Below are 18,150 nucleotides of genomic sequence, written 5' to 3'. Positions count from 1 at the left end.
TAATTGAATATTAGTGTATCTGTTTGTAAATATTGCTTGGAATAATTGCAGCTGCCCCCTATAAAGAACTCGGCTAACGAATAAAGCGCTTGGCAAATCAAATCAATAAAACCGAGCGCTATATACCAACAAATACAGAACCTATGATTTAGGTTTGACACAACAAACAAGGCTTTTTATGGCACACGATAATTTATTTGAAACCGTCGAAATGGGCACTCAGACCCTAAAGAACCGTATCATTATGGCACCGCTCACGCGTCTGCGTTCAGTTGAGCCAAGCGATGTACCGACAGCGCTTGCTGGCGAGTATTATTCTCAGCGTGCAAGCTCTGGTCTGGTCATCACTGAGGCGACGCAAGTCTCCTTCCAAGCAAAAGGCTATGCAGGTGCACCAGGCGTCCACACCAAAGATCAAATCACGGCATGGAAAGCCATCGTAGATAATGTCCATGCAAAAGGCGGCAAGATCGTCGTGCAGCTATGGCATACAGGTCTAGTCTCTCATGAGAGCGTACAGCCAGATGGCAAAGCGCCAATCTCTGCGTCTAATGTCGATGTTGGTGTGCGCACCTCGCTACGTGATAGCGATAACCAAGCTATCCGCGTCGATGCAACGCCGCCGCGTCCAGCCACGCTAGATGAAATCAAACAGGTCATTGCTGATTTTGCTCAAGCAACCAAAAACGCTCAAGAAGCTGGCTTTGATGGCGTAGAGGTTCATGGGGCCCATGGTTACTTGCTACATCAGTTCTGGGTTGAGCAGACCAATCAGCGTGACGACGAATATGGCGGTAGCCGCGAAAACCGTGCGCGCCTGACGCTAGATGTCATTGACGCATGCGTAGATGCTTGGGATGCTGACCATGTTGGTATTCGTATCTCGCCACTAGGTACATTTAACAATGTAGAAGCGGGCTACGACGAAGACGAAAACGTCTGGATGGTTGAGCAAATCAACAAGCGTGGTCTGATGTATTTACATCTATCAGAGCCTGACTGGGCAGGTGGTACGCCTTACAATGACGGATTCCGTCAGCGCGTCCGTGATGCGTTTGACAATATGATTATTGCTGCGGGCGGCTATACAGCCGAAAAAGCAGAGAGAAACGTAAAAGCAGGTTATATTGACGCGGTTGCTTTCGGTCGTGACTATATTGCAAACCCTGATCTGCCTGAACGTATCCAAAAAGGCGCGGCACTCAATGAGCAGCATCCAGAGTCTTTCTATGGCGGCGGTGCAGAAGGTTACACCGACTATCCATCTTTAGATCAAGCGTAATAGCCATTGGGTCAGTGTTTTTGACTCATTAGCTGGATTGCGTATCAAAAAGCCCTCTGACTACGATAGTCAGAGGGCTTTTTTTGGGTTAATTTTATTTATTTACCAAAATTACCAGTTTGGTAGTCGCGAAAGGTCTGCCTTAATTCTTCTTGTGTATTCATGACAAAGGGGCCATAACCTGCAACTGGCTCACCGATTGGTTGTCCACTCAGCAGGAGTAACTTAATGGGAGTGCTCTTATCAGTGGTCGCAAGGCAGATCAGCTCGATGGTATCGGTAGTAGCGTCAGATAATGGTACAAGCTGATTATCTACAGGGACTGGCGCTGCAAACTGAATCAGTCTACCTGCACTGACGGATACGCCGTTAACCAATAGAGTACCTTCTTGTACGAGCAGCAACGTGTTGTGTGTATTTGGTATATGTAGGGTCGTTGTGCCCATTGTGTGCAGCTCGATATCCCATAAGTTAATAGGGGTAAAGGTTGTAGCCGCGCCAGTGAGACCCTGCCAGTCACCTGCGATGATAGCGACTTGTCCTATGACAGTTTGCTTGTCAGCACCTTTAGCAACAGCATCTTGAGAGCCAGCGTCACTATCATCCATCAGCTCGATGATAGGCATATCAGCACGCTTGATAGACTGATACTTGGGATCGGTCAACTTATCGGCACTTGGTAAGTTTACCCATAGCTGCACCATACTAAACACGCCACCGCGCTGCCCAAAGGCTTCAGAATGAAACTCTTCATGCAAGATACCGCGACCAGCAGTCATCCACTGTACACCACCTTCTAAAATATCACCGCGCCCTCCTGTCGAGTCAGCATGACTGATCTCACCTGAGTAAGCGATAGTAACGGTTTCAAAGCCCTTATGGGGGTGTTGACCGACACCATGAGGCTGTGTCTGGTAGTCAGGATTGGGTGAAAAGGTCGTGGGCTCACCATAGTCAAACAATAAAAACGGATCGGTGTGACTGTAGTTAAAGTCTGGATGGTCATCAAGATGATTGATTAACGTCTTTACAAAAAATCCATCACCGACCCAATGTGGTGCTTTATCACCGTGGATCTGTTTGATTGGGCGCATGGATTACCTCGCGATACTATTGGCATAAATAACAATAAATAAATATTATATACGAATAACACAATAAGATGAACTTATGTTGTGTTGTATTTCATGGTGCTGGTGCTGGTGCTGGTGCTGATGCTAAGTAGCGTTAAACGACTTCGCCACTGACAAACCCACTGGCCCATGCCCATTGGAAGTTATAGCCACCAAGCCAGCCTGTCACATCGAGCACTTCACCGATGAAGTACAAGCCCTCTTGCAAGTTGCTTTGCATGGTCTTTGAAGATACTTCATCCGTCTTTACTCCGCCACGTGTAACCTCAGCGGTACGATAGCCCTCGGTACCAGAGGGTTTGAGTGGCCAACCGTTAAGAGTAGCACCAAGATCAGCTAGCCGCTCATCTTTGATATTGGCAAGCTCCGTATCTTTGATGTCATCCCACAGATGAGTCTGTAGTGCTGCCAGTAGTTTTTTGGGTAGGGCGTTGTCTGTGTTCTCTGCCAGTACAGTACGGATCAGCTGGCGTGGATGCGACTGCTTGCGGGCAAGCAAAATATCAGTGACATTCACATCAGGTAATAGGTTGATACTGATGGTCTCTCCAGTCTGCCAATAGTTCGACAGCTGTAGCATCGCAGGGCCAGAGAGTCCGCGATGAGTGAACAGTACAGGCAATTTAAAGGAGACACGCTCATTACTGGCAATGACAGGTAGGCTGATACCTGCCAATGCACGGATCAGCTCGCCAGTCTTGTCTGTGAAGGTAAACGGTACCAGACTAGCATCGGTGGCTATTAGTGTATGACCGAATTGCTGCGCTAATTCATAACCGAGACCAGTTGCCCCCATCGTTGGGATAGACAGACCACCAGTTGCCACAACTAGGGACTCACAGCTATAGCGTGTCTGCACAGGCTGACCCTCAGTTGGTGTGTCTTTCTTCCCCAGTTTTTTGCTGGTGGTGAGTGTAAAACGTTTACCTTTATCATGGTCGGTCTTTTGCACGTGGTCAATCTGAGTGTTGAGCTTGACTTGGACGCCGACTGCCGTGCATTCGTCCAAGAGCATGGTCAAAATATCTTGGGCAGAGTCATCACAGAACAGCTGACCATGCTCACGCTCATGATAAGGAATCTGATGCGCCTCCACCATACCGATAAACTCCCAACTCGGATAACGACTCAGCGCTGACTTACAAAAATGCGGGTTGGTACCGATGAAGTGCTCAGGCTCAACGAAATAGTTGGTAAAGTTGCAGCGACCACCACCTGACATCAAGATTTTTTTGCCCGCTTTATTGGCGTGATCTATGACTAACACGCGGCGACCACGGCGACCAGCTGTCAGCGCACAATACAATCCTGAAGCGCCAGCACCAACGATGATGACGTCATAATGTTTGTCATTAGACTTTTTAGATACTGACGGATTATCTATTGATTGGTTATGTGGCTTGGCTGACCTGGCTTGTTTTTGCATTTGACTCATGATGATAACTTATAAAATAGATTTAGATAAACGATATAAAGTATCCAAATTATATCATGGCAATAATAGAAGTGTTTTAAGTGATTGATGCATATCACTTTAGCCTATTTACTATAAATCATTGAATGACCTTATTTTTTTATAGACAACAAACAGTAGTTGGTATAATGTAAAAGCACAAATATTGTTCGTTAGTACTGCTATTGCGTTTATTATTTGTTGAAAATGTAGGCATTTTTATTGGAAGGACATGATGTTCTCCAAAAGTAGTTGAGTTAAAACCCAGCCGACTGACTGGCTTATTTAGACATTGTCATGGATGACAATGTTAAGACAAAAGGGACTTTATGGATATCCTACAACTGCTCATTAGCGGGATTGCTAATGGCTGTATATATGGGCTGTTAGCGCTGGGTTTTGTACTGATTTACAAAGCCTCTGAGGCCGTAAACTTTGCTCAGGGCGATATGCTCATGCTTGGCGCTTTTTTAGGCATCGCTTTCATCAATGCTGATGAAGCAAACCTTCCTTTTCTACTGGGTATTACGCTTGCCTCCATCATTATGGGGGTATTTGGTTATCTGCTTGATCGATTCGTATTGCGCGGAATCTTTGGTCAGCCGCAATTCGCCATGGTTATTCTCACTATCTCGCTGGGCTTTTTGATACGCTTTGTTGCGGGGGTCATTTGGGGGCATAGCCCAGTCTCATTACAGACACCGTTCTCAGGTCAGATGCTGGCGTTAGGGTCACTGAGTATTGCTTATGTTGATCTGATAATTATCGTATCTACCATCGCACTCACTTCTATTTTGTACTTCTTTTTTGCCCATACGCGGCTCGGTATCGCGATGCAAGCGAGTAGCCAAAACCAAATGGCGGCTTACTATATGGGCATCCCCGTCAAACGAGTCAACGGTATTGTGTGGGCGCTGTCCGGTGTTGTCGCTGCGCTTGCGGGCATATTGTTTGCAGCCAAAGGCGCGATCGAACCCTCCATCGGGCTGTTATTCGGCATCAAGGCGTTTGCCGCTGCGGTAATCGGCGGTCTAGGCTCTCTCCCAGGTGCTCTCGTTGGCGGGCTGTTAGTTGGCGTAATAGAACCATTCGCCAGTCGTTATCTGCCGTTAGGTCTCAGTCAGATTGCGCCTTATGTGGTGATGTTGATTGTGCTGATCGTACGTCCAGGCGGTATTTTTTCGCAGGTCAAACAGAAAAAAGTATAGAAGCTTTGATTCATAGACGCTTTGATTCAAGGATGACAAAGCTTTCTCTAAACAATTTCAAGGAAGAGTACTGTCAATGAAAGCCCAGTTTAAACACAGCTACGATCAAGACATCAATGTCTTCGACGATAAACGCCAGCTTATAAAATACGGCGTGCTTCTCTTACTACTCCTAATGGCACCTTGGTTGCTCAGCAACTATTATATTAGTGAGCTCAGTGCCATATTGATTTGGTCCATATCAGGACTCGGTCTCATGCTTTTGACGGGCCATACCGGTCAAGTCAGCCTGGGTCATGCCGCCTTTATGGCGATAGGCGCCTTTAGCCATCTGGCACTGATGAGTCGAGGTTGGAACTTTTTTCCAGCTTTGATCGCCTGTGCAGTTATTACAGGTGTCATTGGCGCGATGATTGCTCGGCCGATCTTGAGAACCAGTGGTATTTACTTAGCCATTGCTACCTTGGCGCTTAGTATTATCATCGAAGATATTGCTATCGTAGCTGAGCCGATTACCGGTGGTATCTCTGGTACCTTCGCGTCTCCCATCAATCTCTTTGGCTATACCATCGATCGCTACATCACACCAAAAGCCTTTTATTACTTATGCTTGGCACTAGTGATCCTGATTACCTTTGGTTATATCAATCTACTCAGAAGTAATACTGGACGCTCGTTTTTGGCCATTAGAGACAGTGAGGTCTCTGCCCGTGCGCTTGGTGTCAATGTGCCACAAGCCAAAACGTTAGCTTTTAGCTTGTCTTGTGCGATTACAGCGGTCGGCGGCGCGATGTACGGGCATTTCGTGCAAGCGGTTAACTATGAGAGTTTTACTGTCGTTATCTCCATCACCATACTGCTGCAAATTGTCATCGGTGGTTTAGGGTCTATACACGGTGCGTTTTTTGGTGCAGTGGTTGTCGTCTTATTACCGCAAGTTATTGCAATCTTAGGTGACGTCATCGGGCAAAGTACGGGCGCTAGTATCACCAATATTCCTGGTATTGATACCGCATTATTTGCTTTGGTTATCGTCATTATGATCATTTATGAGCCGCGCGGTATATACGGTATGTGGATTAAGATACGCACTTGGTTCAATATGTTTCCGCTGTATCGAAAAGGTCTGTTCCGCCGTTCCAAAACCTATCTAAAAACGGAGCGTATGCGATGAGCCTATTACAAGTAGAGTCGTTATCTATCGCGTTTGGCGGTGTAAAAGCCGTTGATAACATTAGTTTTGAGGTGAACGAAGGTGAAGTATTTACGATCGTAGGACCTAACGGCGCGGGCAAGTCGACTATTTTTAACTTAATCAGTCGCTTGTATGAGCCGCTTAGTGGTCGTATTACTTTTGATGGTACGGACATCACCGAACTGCCTGCTCATGATATTGCCAAACTAGGCATTGCACGCACGTTTCAGAATATCGAGCTGTTTGATCACTCTAGTGTGCTACAGAATCTACTCATTGGTCGCCACTCTCAGCGTAGCACCTCATGGATACAGGACTTGCTGTTTTCACCAAAGGTGCGCCGCAGTGAGCGCGAGCATCGTATGCACGTTGAGAAAATTATAGACTTCTTGGAGCTTGCGCCTTATCGAGATCAGCTGATTGCAGGCTTGCCTTATGGTATTAGAAAAGTCGTTGAAATTGCTCGCGCGCTTGCGGCCAATCCCAAGCTTATTTTGCTCGATGAGCCCGCATCCGGTCTCAGTGTAGAGGAGACGTCCGAGATGGCATGGTGGATTGAGGATATGCAAAAAGACTTGGGTTTGACGATATTGATGGTCGAGCATGACATGAGCCTAGTCAACCGAGTATCAGATCGTGTCTTGGCCGTCGCTGAAGGTAAGTTTTTGGCGCAGGGCACGGCAGCTGAGGTTCAAGCCAATCCACAAGTCATCGAGGCCTATCTTGGGCAGGAGAGCGTGTGATGAAACCAATTAAAAAATCACTGTCATCTGCAGCGCCAGCAACTGAGATGAATTTAGTAGATTCTGAAGTAAAGAACAACATGCTAGAGGTACGTAACCTAGAATCTGCCTATGGCCCTGTCATGGCATTAAGGGGCGTAAGCCTTGAGGTACCAGAAGGTAAAGTAGTCACAATTTTAGGCGCTAATGGCGCGGGTAAAACCACGCTTATGAAGACCATCTCTGGGGTTATCAATCCACGTAAAGGCGCGGTATGGTTCCACGGTGAGCGTATCGATGGCACTGAACCTGATCGGTTAGTAAAGAAAGGTCTATCACATGTGCCAGAAGGCCGAGAGGTTTTCCCTTTCTTGAATGTTGCCGAAAACCTAGCAATGGGCGCTTATACTCGCCGTGATAAGTCTGAGATTGAGCGTGATGTTGAGATGATATACGAGTATTTTCCCATACTCAAAGACCGCCGCACGCAGGCTGCTGGTACGATGTCTGGAGGTCAGCAGCAGATGCTGGCGATCGGTCGCGGACTGATGTCACGTCCTTCACTAATGCTACTCGATGAGCCGTCGCTTGGTCTGTCACCACTTCTGGTACAAGAGATATTTGCCATCATTCGCAGATTGAACAAAGAGCAGGGCGTGACAATCTTACTGGTTGAACAAAACGCAAGAGTCGCGCTCGCTGCTGCGGATTATGGGTATGTGTTAGAAACGGGACGTATCGTCATGGCAGGCTCAGCAGACAAGCTGATGCACTCTGATGATATTAAAGAGTTCTACCTCGGACAAACCAAAGACAATACAGCGGAAGCCACTCGGTGGAAACGCAAAAAGACTTGGCGATAATACTCATGACTAATTCTACTGATAATTCGATTGATGTGACCTATCCCGCTACTGCTGATACAGCAGTCACTGAGAGCGTCTCTGTAGCGCAAGCATCGGCTCATATGGAGTCTTCTACGCTCAATAACAGCCATAGTAACGACCACAATAACAGCCGCAAGATACGTAATGCGCCTTATGACCATGAGCTGCAGGTCCTAGAAGGCTGCGATACCTTAAGTAAGCTCTGGCGACAGATGTGCCTGAGCCGAGGAGAAAAAATCGCCCATCGCGAAAAAGCCTTTGGTATTTGGCAAAGTTATAGCTGGCTTGATTACTATCATCGCGGCTGTGATATCGGCATGGCACTTATTGAGCTAGGTCTGACCAAAGGGGACACGGTTTCTATCTTGAGTGAAGACAATAAAGAGTGGCTCTATTGCGATATGGGTATCTGCGCTGTAGGCGGTATACCCAATGGCGTTTATACCACAGACAGTCCAGATCAGCTCGCCTATATACTCAATGACAGTCAATCTAAATTTTTGATCGTTGAAAACGATGAGCAGCTTCATAAGTTTTTAGAGATACGTGAGCGGACACCGATGCTCAAAAAAGTCATCGTCTTTGAGCGCAAAGGTCTACGTAGCCTAGAAGATGAACAGGTTATCTTTTTGGATGAGCTGTACGCGCTTGGTCAAAGTGTTGACAATTCTCTAGAGCGTTTTGGCAGATATATTGACCAAAGCACCGCGAATGACATACGCACACTGATCTACACGTCAGGCACGACTGGTGATCCAAAAGGCGCCATTTTAACGCATGCCAACGTCATGTTCGGGCTAAAGACAACCACCGAGGTCATCGAGGTTCTACCTACTGATGAGCAGTTATGTTTCCTGCCCTTATGCCATGTACTAGAGCGTGTGGTGTCGGTAGATGTCCCCATTCATAGAGGCTGTATCGTCAACTTTGCGGAGAGTACCGAGACCGTATTCGAAAACATGAAAGAAGTATCGCCCAATACCTTTACGGCTGTTCCAAGGCTATGGGAAAAAATGTACGCCTCTATCAGTAATATGCGTAGCGATGCCAGTGTGTTTAATGGCTGGGCATTTGATCAAGCCATAAAAGCGGGTCATGACCATGCTGACACGATTATGGCAGGGAAAACGCCTACGGCTGGTCAACGGCTTCGTTACGAGTTTTGGGACAAGCTGGTATTGCGTAAGATTCGCGATCTTATCGGAATGACCAATGTTCGCCGTGCTACTACTGGTGCTGCCCCAATATCATTGGATATTATTCGTTGGTTTCATGCGATAGGTGTGCCTATCTATGAGGGCTACGGCATGACTGAAAGTACAGGCGTGATATCCATGAATACTCAAGATGCCCAAATGGTCGGTAGCGTCGGTAAACCCTTACCACACTCTCAAGTTCGCATCGCTGATAATGGCGAGATATTACTAAAAGGTGGCAATGTGTTTGCAGGGTACTGGAACAAGCCCGAAAAAACCGCTGATGACTTACGTGACGGCTGGCTACATACAGGTGATGTGGGCGAGATAAGAGATGGCTATATATTTATCACAGGCCGTATCAAAGACATCATCATCACAGCAGGTGGTAAGAACGTTACCCCAGCCGCCATAGAAAGTAAGCTCAAGTTTTCACCTTATATCTCAGACGCGGTCGTCATTGGCGATAAGCGTAAGTACCTCACTTGTCTTATCATGATAGATCAAGAAAACGTAGAAAAATATGCCCAAGACAATCAAGTGATGTTCTCTGATTTTCGCTCATTGTGTCACGCGCCTGAAGTAATCGCCTTGATAGATAATGTGGTTCAGTCTGCCAATGCGACCCTAGCACAAGTCGAAACCATAAAAAGGTTCCGACTAATAGACGTGTTACTCAGTCCTGAAGATGATGAGCTGACAGCAACTATGAAATTAAAAAGAAATCTGGTTGAGAAAAAACATCAAGCGTTAATCGAGTCTATGTACTGATTACACACGGACAGTTGGTATAGATCAGTGCTATCAAATTTACCGTAACATCAAACTGACAGCGACTCAGTCGCAAGGAGATAGGCAATGAGATGGACATTCAAAACGACGCTACTGGCATTGACAGTTGGGACGATAGGTTTGGTTGGGTGTAATAATCCAGAAACCACATCAGCAACTGGCACTGATGCCGAAGCGACAGCTTCTACGAGTGATATACCAGTACAAGGCGTCACCGATACCGAAATTGTCTTGGGCGGTGCAAATGATTTATCAGGTCCGTTTGCAGGTTTTGGTAATCCTGCGGTCACTGCGGCCAATATGTATTTTGACGAAGTAAATGCTGCAGGCGGTGTCAACGGTCGAAAGATTCGCTACATTGTCGAAGACCATTCTTATCAAGTGCCAAAGGCAGTACAGGCTGCCAACAAATTAGTGAGCCGCGATAAAGTCTTTGCGATGTTGATGTCGTTAGGCACACCGCATAACTTAGCCAGTTTCCCTATTATGGATCGTGCCAATGTCCCTAGTGTCATGCCGATCACGTTTGCAACCCCTATGCAAGAAGAGGGCGCGCTAAATCGTCGTTATACAATCGGGAGCACTTATTACGATTCGATGAAACTTGGGATGGAGTATCTGATCGCTGAAAACGATGTGAAAAACCTATGCGTCATGTATATCCCATCGGATTATGGTGAGGAGACCAATGCAGCGGCAAAGGACATCAGTGATAATAATCCTAATGTCACTTTGGTTGCCTCCAGCTCACATCGTCCAGATGAGACAGATTTCTCAGGGGCAATTGCTAAACTAAAAGAATCCAACTGTGATTTGATTGCGTTATCTCTCACCATCCGAGGCGCTATCACGGCTGTCGGTACGGCAAACGCAATGGGCTGGAGCGATGTGAAGTTTATCGCGCCTGCAACAGGGTTCCATCCGGCAGTTGCTGCAGCGCCAGGCGGTGCAAGTGAAGGTCTGTATGCGGTCTCTTACTACAATGATTTGGCATTAAGAGCCAATGAGCCTGAAACCAAAGCGTTCGTTGATAAGTTCAAAAAAGCCACTGGTGAAGACGTATCAGCAGGCGCGATCATCGGTCATGTTGCTGCAAGAATCACCGTTGATGGACTAAAAGCTGCAGGTCCTGATTTGAATGCCGATACATTCAATGCGGGTCTAGAGACAGTTAGTTTTGTTGATGGCGTGACAGGATCTACGGTCGCTATCACACCTGAGAGCCATGTTGCGATTAACGATGTTTATTTGTCACAAGTGAACAGTGGTGCATGGAAAACCGTCACTCAGCTAAAATAAGTACGTACTATACATAGTTAAATATTGATAACAGCAAGTCATACTTATGTATGGCTTGTGTCGTTTACAGCTTAATATCCTACCCTTTGTCTTAATGGTTTCTTATAGTCTTATAAATCTAAAGGTTTTGCTCAATATCAGCTCAATATCAAAATAGGTCATCACTTATAGGCAATCAAAAGCAATTAAAGGAACAAGAGGAGGGAACAAGGTAAGCATTTACAAAGACGAGACTATTGGTCTGCAAGTACATAGTTGTACAGCGAAATTGTTATGTTTGGCGGTTGAAGCCTTGCAACCGTCACGCTTATTTGTCAAACTATCGCTGAGTGTCACACATTATGGAAGATGGCTCTTATTACCTGTATAGACAGTTGTCATAGACGATTATCTGTGTAGGTCATAACAATTAAAAGGACAAAACTATGACCCAGAAATCATTCCCTATCACAGCCGAGTTCATGGCTGCAGCAAATACCACCCCTGAGCAGTACACCAAAGACTATGCACAATCCATCGAATCAACCGAAGCCAGTGATGCGTTTTGGGCACAGCGTGCTGAGCTGATTGACTGGATAAAGAAACCAACAAAAATCAGCAACGTCAATTATGATCTCGATGATTTTAATATCAAATGGTTTGAAGATGGTGAGCTGAATATCTCAGTAAACTGCCTAGATCGCCATCTCGAAGACAATCCCTATAAGCCTGCTATTATTTGGGAAGGGGATCACCCTTCATTGCACAAGATTATTTCTTTCAAAGAATTACATGAGGCCGTTTGTCGTCTGGGTAATTCGCTACGCAAGCTTGGCGTTGGGAAAGGTGATCGTGTCACCTTATATATGCCAATGATACCAGAAGCCATGGTTTCGATGCTGGCATGTGCACGTATTGGTGCGGTGCACTCAGTGGTATTTGGTGGTTTCTCTGCCGAGAGTCTAGGCAATCGTTTGATAGACAGCCGCTCAAAAGTCGTTATCACCGCTGATGAAGGCTTACGTGGCGGCAAACATACCCCGCTCAAAGCCAATGTCGATCAGGCGTTAGAAATGGATGGGACTGACAGTGTCGAGAAAGTTATCGTCGTCCACCGTACAGGTAACTCTATCCCAATGAGTGGTCGCCGCGACGTCTGGTATCACAATCTCGTTGATGGACAGTCAGAGATCTGTGAGCCTGAAGTGATGAATGCCGAAGATCCATTATTCTTGCTATATACCTCTGGCTCGACAGGTAAACCCAAAGGTGTGGTGCATACCACAGGGGGTTATATTACTTATGCGTTGTCTACCTTCCGTGATGTCTTCGATGTCAAAGAAGATGATGTGTATTGGTGTACCGCAGATGTCGGCTGGATTACAGGTCACACGTACTCCACGTATGCACCGCTCGCTAACGGCACAACCACGGTTATGTTTGAAGGGGTACCAGAGCATCCAACTTGGGCGCGTATCGGACACATCATTGACAAGCATGACATTACTATTCTATATACTGCGCCAACCGCTATCCGAGCGATGATGAAAGAAGGCGATGCCTTTGTACGTGAGTCGGATCGCTCAAGTTTACGCTTGCTAGGTTCGGTCGGTGAGCCGATAAATCCAGAAGCATGGGACTGGTACTATAATGTCGTCGGTGATAGTAAATGTCCAATCGTTGATACATGGTGGCAGACCGAGACAGGAGGTATCCTAATGGCGCCAATACCAGGGACGGTTGATTTAAAGCCAGGTGCCGCAATGACGCCGCTATATGGTGTTAAGCCACAAGTCGTCAATGCTGACGGCGCAATAATGGAAGGCGCAGCAGAAGGCAACTTGGTCATCAGTAGTGGTTGGCCAGGACAGATGCGGACGATTTATAATGACCATCCACGCTTCTTAAAGACATATTTTAGCGATTACCCAGGTCATTACTTCACAGGTGATGGTGCCCAGCGCGATGAAGACGGGCATTACTGGATTACGGGACGTGTCGATGACGTCCTTAACGTCGCAGGGCATCGCTTGGGTACAGCAGAGATTGAGAGTGCGTTGGTTGCTCATCCAGCTACTGCCGAAGCTGCGATTGTCGGTATGCCGCATGAGATACGGGGTACAGGTATCTGTGCCTTCATTATTTTAAAATCAGGCGAAGAAGCAACAGATGATCTAAAAGCAGAGCTCAAACGTCATGTACGTGCTGAGATCGGGCCGATTGCAACTTTAGATGCCATCTATATGGTTGAGGCACTACCAAAAACCCGCTCAGGAAAGATCATGCGCCGTATTTTGCGTAAACTAGCAGAAGGGCAGTATGTTGGACTGGGTGACTTATCTACACTAGCAGACAGCTCAGTGATTAATGATCTGGTTGAACAGGTCAAAGCTGGTCGCGGAGAGTAAAGTCGTTGATGGGTTGGTTTTTGCCAGAGGAAGACGTGCAAAACTGACCTTTAGGGCTCGCTTGTACACCTTAAACAAACACCAAAAAAGCCATGCTATCGTGAATAGCGTGGCTTTTTTACGTAGACGATATTGATATTGAGATGTTTTGAAGGTTCAATACGTCTAAGCGACAATATCATGACTACACATACGACAATGTGATTCACAGAGTGGCTATGATAGCGACTCACAAAGACTCTATAAGGTTTACGGCCATTATGACGGAATATGTTTCGATTTCAACAGATACCCTATCACCAAAAATAGCGATCATCGGCGGTGGTCTGACAGGGCTGATAACTGCGACACTATTAGAACGCGAATCAAGCCAGAACGATAATCACGCACTCATACCGCACATCACTATCTTTGAAAAGTCACGTAGTGTGGGGCGCCTAGCAACGCGTTATCGTACTGATAGTGATACAAGCAAAAACTGGCAATGGGCATTTGGTGCGCAGTTCTTTACAGCAAAGACCACGCGCTTCCAAGCGTTTGTCGCTCCTTGGTTAGAGACGCGGCTGTTACAGCCATGGTGTGCCAAAGTGGCTGAGCTGACGCCAGCATCTGAATCACAGCACAACAATGCTCAATCGCCTGATATCAAAAGCAAGGAACAATGGGATACCGTCCATGCACGCTATATCAGCGCACCAAAGATGACCAGCTGGGGACGTGAGTTAGCGGCTGCACTCAAACACACAGACATAGTATTCAAAACTCGTGTAGCACCACTTGCTCAGTTTACCCAAAGCCCGACTCAACATAAAAATGAAAAGCATCAAAACGAAAAGCAAACTGAGCTCTTCGATGAGACTGGGGCTAGTCTTGGCTGGTTTGATTGGGTAATCTGTACTGCACCGAATGGTCAGGCGGTAGAGCTCATGGCAGGGAGCGGGTTTAGTCAGCAAGATAACATTACTGAACCAAAGATGCAGGCGTGCTACACGCTGATGCTCGGTTGGGATGACTCCCAGCCGTTGCCTGAAACACTAAACAATCAGTTGGCACCACAATGGGATGTTGCTTACGTAAATAGCACTGTACTCGATAGAATATTTATCGAACATCATAAGCCTGGACATGATGGACTACTACCAAGTATCACGATTCATGCACGCAATGACTGGTCGCAGATACATGTCGATGATGATATCGAGGCGGTCAAAGAGCAATTATTACAGGCAGCCAAGCAGGCATTGGGCTGGGATGAGAATAGCGCCCCTAGCCAGACAGATTGTCATCGCTGGCGCTATGCAGCAACTATAGTAGATACGGATACGAAAGCATTAGGCATCCTAGTAGATGAGTCCAAACAATGGATAGTCAGCGGTGACTGGTGTACAAAAGGGAACATCGAGAGCTGCTACCAAGCAGCACTACAAACCGCTCAGACCATTGGGCAAGCGCAACAAGCGTAGTAGATATTAATTTTTTTGAATTATAGACATATCAAACCAAGCAGTAACCAGATCAGTCACTCATTCAATCTGAGTTAGATAAAGACAGTGCAAGCGAGAAGTTCAGAGACAAAAAAAAGGCCCACAGAGGAGATACTGCGGGCTGAGGAAAACGGGCTGTGTAGGTAGGTAAGCTACATATTCCGTGGTCATGATTTATTGTAGTTATTAGTTCTCTATATTGTCATTTATCATAGTCATAATGATTCATATAAAAAGGCAAGATAGACTTATTTTTGAGTGTACAAGTGTTTTATTGCAGCTGCTATCATAACCTAATTGATTATGGTTGGGCGGTTTTGGTTACAGTATATTACGTTTTAAAAATCTCAAACTATTTGTCTGAAGATAACCTCTGACTGCTAGAACAGTTGCACACGTTTTAAGTAGTTAGCATTTGAGCCATTGTCGTTTAAAGGGCTTCTAAACGGTAAGCGATTAAATAAATGAAAAGGTCTCTACGGTTGGGGTTAAAAGTTAGTGATCAAAGTGTTCAATGCTTTTAACGTTCAATGCTTTCAATAAGTTAAGTATCTAGGGCCCCAAATATCTGATCTAGATAGTTTTGATCACTCAATCGCTGAAGAGATGGCATGACGTCTTGTCCGAAAAATGCTAAGCTATCTGCCATTATTATGTCTATATTGAACTGGGTTTGCCATGACTGAGAGCACGCATTTGCACACGCAGGAGCCGTCAAGTTCGCAAAATACTAAGAGTATTTTTAACTTGCCCAACAATCTTACGATTGCTCGTATCTTGATGATTCCGCTGTTTGTTGCAATTGCCTACTGGCCACCTGCTATGGGTATCGGTATGCCGGCAATCTCAGACAATGTTATTGCCCGAGTAGGGATGAGCGAGTTTAGCGATAGTTTGCTGCGCCACTTACTTTTGACCGGTGTCTTTGTTATTGCGGCGATTACTGATTGGCTCGATGGCTACTTTGCTCGTAAACTAAACGTCATGTCAGCATTTGGGCGTTTTTTAGATCCTGTGGCTGACAAGCTCATGGTAGCGGTCGCATTGATTGTGCTTGTACAGTGGCACCCTAATATCATTATGGCAATCGCCGCTATCGTCATTATCTCACGTGAGATCGCGGTATCTGCGCTACGTGAGTGGATGGCAGAGCTCGGCAAAAGCACCAGCGTTGCGGTGTCTTACGTTGGCAAGCTAAAGACGACCTTTCAGATGGTTGCCATTACGGTGCTGTTGTTAAATTGGGAGTCGCTTGAGACGATTGGTTATGTTTTGATGGTGGCCGCTGTGATATTGACATTATGGTCAATGATGATTTATCTAAAAGCGGCATGGCCTTATTTAAAACAAAGCGGCTAGTAAAGTAGCTAGTATTGAGAGCCGTCACTAATAAAAAACGCCAGTCGCTACTGCCACTGGCGTTTTTTTGTGTTCAAATTTTTGATGTGTAACATACTATAGTTCTATAGAAAAGTTCTCACCTAAGCTTTTTTCAATAGCGGTATCCGTCACCGCTGCAGCTGTCATCTTCACAGCACTAGCGATAGCATTACCGTTTGCCCAGTATTCAGCGCCATGAGGGATGACTTTGATCAGCTGTACTGTTGGGTCCTCTTTACCTTTCTCAAAGTAAGCGTTATAAGTTACTGACCACAGCTCATCTAACTTATCTTTGTCATCTACCAGCTCAGCTTTACCCGTGATAGACAGGTATTTTTTATTGTCTTGACTGACATAGGCCAGATTGACTTGTGCATCGTTGTTGATGTTATCAACGGTCTCAGACGGATTATGAGCGATGAACCAAATCTCTTTGGCACCAAAACCTGTTTCGGTAGTGTTCATCGGGCAGGAATGCAGGTGGTTTTCGCTGGTGCGAGTAGTCATCATCGTGTATTTGATGTCTTTTACCATAGCTTGGAGGGTGTCTAGCTGTTCTTGCTTATTCATAATAGTTATCCTTTACTATTTAATTTTTATAATAAAATGAGGGTGCGAGATAAAAGCTATCTGATAAAAAATAATCTTTGTATTACCAGATAGGCACTATCATTGTTAGTTGATCAGCACCAGTTGATGCCTGTAATCAAACCAATGATCGTAACAACTATTATCAGCGCAACCACAGTTAATATAACGATATTGTTCAATGCGACGATACAGTCGATCTGTAATACTCTGTGATGGTTTGTAAGGGCTGATCACCGTGCAGCAATCGATCTGGCTACTGCTACAGTACCTACTAAAAAACGCCAATAAGCAGATGCTTACTGACGTTTTAGATTATTAAATATCCGATTATCAAATAATCGTCTTATCTAATACTTATAAACTGTAACTTATAGCGATACTTCGAACTGTTCGCCGATGTCTTCAGCTGTTTTGCCATCTTGTAATGCTGCTGCTGCCATCTTGAACATATTAATAGTAGAACTACCGCCTAACCAGCACTCAACACCATGTGGTACGACTTTGATTAGCTGTACATTTGGATCTTCTTTACCATGTTCAAAAAACGCATTGTAGACTGGTGACCAAAGCTCTTCTAACTTATTTTTGTCCGTTGGCAGTTCTGCATTGGCACTTACAGAGACATAGTCTTTCTCATCTTGAGAAGCATAAGATAGACCGACTTTTTCGTTATTCTGGATGTCTTTTACTATGTCTGATGTTTTGTCACCGATGAACCAAATCTCTTTGCCACCGATGCTCGCTTCGCTGGTTGTCATTGGCCAAGCGTGTACATCGCCTTTGCTATTAACAGTGCTCAGCATTGCAAACTTTACATCTTTAATGACGTTTTGGATTTTATCAATTTGGTCTTGCTTGCTCATAGGATATCCCTTTTACTTTAGAATTATAGTGAAACGTTTTGATTACACGTTTTAGTTTTTATCTGGATTTAGAATACCGAGTTGTACCCATACATTTATATAGGTGCCCAGTAATGCGATGTGAGTGTTTGTAAGGAGTATGAGGGTTAGGTAAAAAGTGTGACGCTGTGTATTTTTCACTTTTGTTTGTCCAGTACAGCATTAGAAGGGTAGTGAATACATCATGGCACAAGCTTATTATTCTGCAATTATTCGATAGCAGTAGCGCACAACTTATC

At 45.5% G+C, this 18,150-nt stretch carries 14 protein-coding genes; 10 read left to right on the top strand and 4 right to left on the bottom strand.

Annotated elements, in window-relative coordinates; translation table 11 throughout:
• Positions 1-178: 178 nt before the first annotated feature.
• Positions 179-1,282 (top strand): alkene reductase, encoded by a 1,104-nt coding sequence (locus AC5JP1_RS09015; RefSeq protein WP_493843877.1) that lies wholly within the window; start codon positions 179-181, stop codon positions 1,280-1,282.
• A 98-nt stretch (positions 1,283-1,380) separates the two neighbouring features.
• On the opposite strand, the gene AC5JP1_RS09010 is transcribed toward AC5JP1_RS09015, so the two are convergent.
• Together AC5JP1_RS09010 and AC5JP1_RS09005 are read right to left on the bottom strand one after the other, a co-directional pair.
• Positions 1,381-2,376, bottom strand: coding sequence for a pirin family protein (locus AC5JP1_RS09010; protein ID WP_493843876.1), 996 nt, complete (start codon positions 2,374-2,376; stop codon positions 1,381-1,383).
• Positions 2,377-2,509: 133 nt separating this feature from the next.
• Positions 2,510-3,850 carry a BaiN/RdsA family NAD(P)/FAD-dependent oxidoreductase gene (locus AC5JP1_RS09005; protein WP_493843875.1) on the bottom strand — a complete coding sequence of 447 codons (1,341 nt, stop codon included), beginning with the start codon at positions 3,848-3,850 and terminating at the stop codon, positions 2,510-2,512.
• A gap of 347 nt (positions 3,851-4,197) precedes the next feature.
• On the opposite strand from AC5JP1_RS09005, the gene AC5JP1_RS09000 reads away from it, so the two are divergent.
• The 9 genes from AC5JP1_RS09000 to pgsA all read left to right on the top strand — a co-directional run bounded on the left by AC5JP1_RS09000 (position 4,198) and on the right by pgsA (position 16,397).
• Complete coding sequence (locus AC5JP1_RS09000; RefSeq protein WP_319051226.1) at positions 4,198-5,076, top strand: branched-chain amino acid ABC transporter permease; 879 nt, start codon at positions 4,198-4,200, stop codon at positions 5,074-5,076.
• Between the two features lie 76 nt (positions 5,077-5,152).
• A complete protein-coding gene (locus AC5JP1_RS08995) occupies positions 5,153-6,250 on the top strand; it encodes a branched-chain amino acid ABC transporter permease (protein ID WP_493843874.1) in 1,098 nt (365 codons plus the stop codon).
• The gene (locus AC5JP1_RS08990; RefSeq protein WP_319051224.1) at positions 6,247-7,014 is read left to right on the top strand and encodes an ABC transporter ATP-binding protein; all 768 of its coding nucleotides are present in this window, start codon (positions 6,247-6,249) and stop codon (positions 7,012-7,014) included. Before AC5JP1_RS08995 ends, AC5JP1_RS08990 begins: the two co-directional genes overlap by 4 nt.
• A complete protein-coding gene (locus tag AC5JP1_RS08985; RefSeq protein WP_443525225.1) occupies positions 7,014-7,856 on the top strand; it encodes an ABC transporter ATP-binding protein in 843 nt (280 codons plus the stop codon). Before AC5JP1_RS08990 ends, AC5JP1_RS08985 begins: the two co-directional genes overlap by 1 nt.
• 5 nt (positions 7,857-7,861) lie before the next feature.
• Positions 7,862-9,847: an AMP-dependent synthetase/ligase gene (locus AC5JP1_RS08980; RefSeq protein WP_493843873.1), complete on the top strand. Its 1,986-nt coding sequence runs from the start codon at positions 7,862-7,864 to the stop codon at positions 9,845-9,847.
• A gap of 87 nt (positions 9,848-9,934) precedes the next feature.
• On the top strand, positions 9,935-11,167 hold the full coding sequence (locus tag AC5JP1_RS08975) for an ABC transporter substrate-binding protein (protein WP_443525228.1): 1,233 nt from the start codon (positions 9,935-9,937) through the stop codon (positions 11,165-11,167).
• A 425-nt stretch (positions 11,168-11,592) separates the two neighbouring features.
• Complete coding sequence (acs, locus tag AC5JP1_RS08970) at positions 11,593-13,554, top strand: acetate--CoA ligase (RefSeq protein ID WP_493843872.1); 1,962 nt, start codon at positions 11,593-11,595, stop codon at positions 13,552-13,554.
• A 260-nt stretch (positions 13,555-13,814) separates the two neighbouring features.
• On the top strand, positions 13,815-15,017 hold the full coding sequence (locus AC5JP1_RS08965) for an NAD(P)/FAD-dependent oxidoreductase (RefSeq protein ID WP_493843871.1): 1,203 nt from the start codon (positions 13,815-13,817) through the stop codon (positions 15,015-15,017).
• Positions 15,018-15,716: 699 nt separating this feature from the next.
• Positions 15,717-16,397 (top strand): CDP-diacylglycerol--glycerol-3-phosphate 3-phosphatidyltransferase, encoded by a 681-nt coding sequence (gene pgsA, locus AC5JP1_RS08960; protein ID WP_493843870.1) that lies wholly within the window; start codon positions 15,717-15,719, stop codon positions 16,395-16,397.
• A gap of 96 nt (positions 16,398-16,493) precedes the next feature.
• On the opposite strand, the gene AC5JP1_RS08955 is transcribed toward pgsA, so the two are convergent.
• Together AC5JP1_RS08955 and AC5JP1_RS08950 are read right to left on the bottom strand one after the other, a co-directional pair.
• Positions 16,494-16,988 (bottom strand): pyridoxamine 5'-phosphate oxidase family protein, encoded by a 495-nt coding sequence (locus AC5JP1_RS08955; RefSeq protein ID WP_493843869.1) that lies wholly within the window; start codon positions 16,986-16,988, stop codon positions 16,494-16,496.
• Positions 16,989-17,377: 389 nt separating this feature from the next.
• Positions 17,378-17,872, bottom strand: coding sequence for a pyridoxamine 5'-phosphate oxidase family protein (locus tag AC5JP1_RS08950; protein WP_319051217.1), 495 nt, complete (start codon positions 17,870-17,872; stop codon positions 17,378-17,380).
• Positions 17,873-18,150: the final 278 nt, after the last annotated feature.

It is taken from the genome of Psychrobacter sp. H29 (genome assembly GCF_059073055.1).
The sequence above is the reverse complement of the archived record's forward strand: the minus strand, read 5'-3'. Positions and strand labels throughout refer to the sequence as shown.